Here is a 2,790-nt window from a genome sequence, read left to right on the forward strand (position 1 = left end):
ACAGGAGTCTGGACTTGACTCTAATAAATGAACAACAGTATCAAATCCAAGTAGAAAAAAAGAGAGTAGAAGAAATACTTCTTATGATTCAGAAAGCAGATTTTACTACCTATAAAAATATTAAGTTAAAAGACTGGATGAGTATTGGAGAAGCTGCCGAAGTGGCAGGTGTAAACACTTCGGCAATTCGCCACTGGGAATCAGAAGGATTAGTCCATTCGGAAAGAAAAAAAGAAAACGGCTACCGCATGTTTTCTATATCCGAATTGCGTAAAATACTGGTCATTAGCAGTTTAAGAAAAACTGTTTATTATATTGAAAATATGAAACAACTGTTAAATGAAATAGACATACCAAGCTATGAAAAAGTTGAACATTCCTTTCGGCTTGCTTTGAAGAACTTGGACAACAAATTAATGAATCAATTTAAAGGGGTAACAGAACTGATGAACTATATAAATTTAATTCAAGAAAGAGACTGCTGAAAAGTTACGCCTTTGCCTATCTAAAGATAGCAATTGAAGAATGAAAATGGAGAAGATACAATTGGCAGCTGGTTTTTCAATGCGGAAGCTAAACTCATAGAACGCTTAGTTAAATTATGATCACTTATCAGAAGGGAAGGAGCTAGAAAAAGCTTCTTCCTTTTTGTCTATAAAAGTGTACTTTTACGAACGCTAATAAAGTGAGAAATCAAATGATATTAAAAGGTTTTCAAAAAGTTGAAGAAGAACTTAGCAAGAGGGTTTCAGATTATATAATTGAGGAGGGTTTTATGAAGCTGAACGCATTCCCGAATACTTTCAAGTTGTTCTCTAGAGAGACTACATAAATTAACTGCCAAAGACTACATTTTTAGAATGCCATAAACATCTTCAAGTATATATTTCATTAACTTACATTTGTATTTAGGGAGAATAAAAAATCCTCCCAATTATTATTGGAAGGATTATCTATTCATTTATACTAAATAAGAGTTTTTTGTCATTCGACAAACAAAACATCTAGTTAAACTGATTTAAAAAAAATGGATGACTAATCCTATATCTTAGTACTTTGAAACTTATTCATTTCAAATTAGAAGAATACAGATTAGTTAATTATCTTCCACCCAGTAGTCCATTCATATTTGAAGAAAATACTAGCATAATTGAGTTATCAAAATAATATTAATTGCATTAATATTATTTAAAAATTCACCTTATTATATCAGCTATATACCTTGTTCAATACTATTGGCTATTTTGATAATTACCATATAATTGACCACAAGCAGCGTCAATATCAATCCCAAATTGACTTCTAATTGTGACATGGATACCAGCAGACTTCAAAACTTTGTAAAAGGCTTCTACCTGCCCTTCGTTTGCTTCTCCATACATCTCAGGTGCACTTATTGTAGGATTGTATCGTATCAAATTTACATGATATAACTTCCCTGATTTATAGCGACTTTTAAGAAGGCTAACAACTTCGTTTGCATGCTCAAGAGAATCATTTACACCAGGCAACATGATATAAGCTATATATACTTTCCTTGAAGTTAATCTTATATGTTCATCGAGTATATTCATTACCTCATCTATTGGGTATCTATCATTTATTGGCATCAATTTGCTGCGTTCCTCACTATAAGGTGAGTGTAATGAAAATGTAAGATTTACTTGAGGATATTCCTGGGTTATTTTTTTGATACTAGGTATAATACCAATCGTTGATATAGAAAGTCTACGAGGACTTAATGCAAATAAATTAGGATCCGTAAACGAATCAAGAGCATCAAATACTTGACGGTTGGCTAGAGCTTCACCCATTCCCATAAAAGAAATGCTATCAATTTGATGACCTAATAAATGGAAGTATAAAACTTGATCTGTTATCTCATCTACAGTTAGGTTTTTTTTCAATCCAATGTCGCCTGTAGCACAAAATTTACACCCAAAATTACATCCGCATTGTGATGATATACAAAATGACTCCCAACCTGCTTTATACTTCATGTTTACCGTTTCTACTCTCTCATTCTTTGATACTTCAAAAAGCACTTTCGTAACTTGCTCTGAATTTTGCTCTGCTAAGAGCTTGATATTCAAAACTGTTTCTCCAAAATTATTTATTAAATCCTCCCTAAGTAATTTTGGAAGAACCTTCATATCCTCAAATCGACTAATTCTTTGTTTAAAAATCGCATTGGTTATTTGTTTTATTCTATAATCAGGCTCATTATTACTTCTTAAAAATTCCTGTATTTTACCATACTTTGTTTTATTATTAAAATTCATTTCTTTCATCCTTTCACAATTTGCTCTAGTGGTAATTAGAATAATTGGAAAGGAGTAGCAGTCCCTAAGAATCAATTTCTTTTTGCACACAAAAAAAACACAGATAAAAATTACCGGTGCCGAAAGTCAAAACATACAAATATGCATATTTCACTACATAAAACAAGTATGTTGATGATCTTGTTTTAAACTTATCCATAGTAGAGGCAAAGCTCCGGCAACTGTTTTTATATCATTGTTTAGTTTAAAAAAGGACAGACTATTCCCTTTAATAGCTAAAATAGCTATTACCTCCTTTCACTAATTAATATACTTAGCCTGTACTGTAACATTTTAATATTCAAATGTAAATATTAAAGTTAGCAACGATAAAGTCCGTATAATTGAGTAAAAGTAAAAAGTACATATAACAGAAGTTTTACGGTACAATGTTTTTAACGAAAAAAACATACACAGTAGGACTATTACATGACACAAGAACATTTTACAAATAAAAACTAAGATATTA

The 2,790-nt window shown here is 31.1% G+C and carries 2 protein-coding genes; one reads left to right on the plus strand and one right to left on the minus strand.

Annotated features, from left to right (window positions below; all coding sequences use genetic code 11):
- On the plus strand, positions 1-485 hold a 485-nt coding region (locus KA894_RS14560; protein WP_204171401.1), incomplete at its 5' end, for a MerR family transcriptional regulator.
- 747 nt (positions 486-1,232) lie between these two features.
- On the opposite strand, the gene cfr is transcribed toward KA894_RS14560, so the two are convergent.
- Positions 1,233-2,282, minus strand: coding sequence for a 23S rRNA (adenine(2503)-C(8))-methyltransferase Cfr (cfr, locus tag KA894_RS14565; RefSeq protein WP_001010505.1), 1,050 nt, complete (start codon positions 2,280-2,282; stop codon positions 1,233-1,235).
- Positions 2,283-2,790 lie beyond the last annotated feature (508 nt).

The organism is Staphylococcus sp. GDY8P131P (genome assembly GCF_017891975.1).
Lineage (GTDB): Bacteria > Bacillota > Bacilli > Staphylococcales > Staphylococcaceae > Staphylococcus > Staphylococcus nepalensis.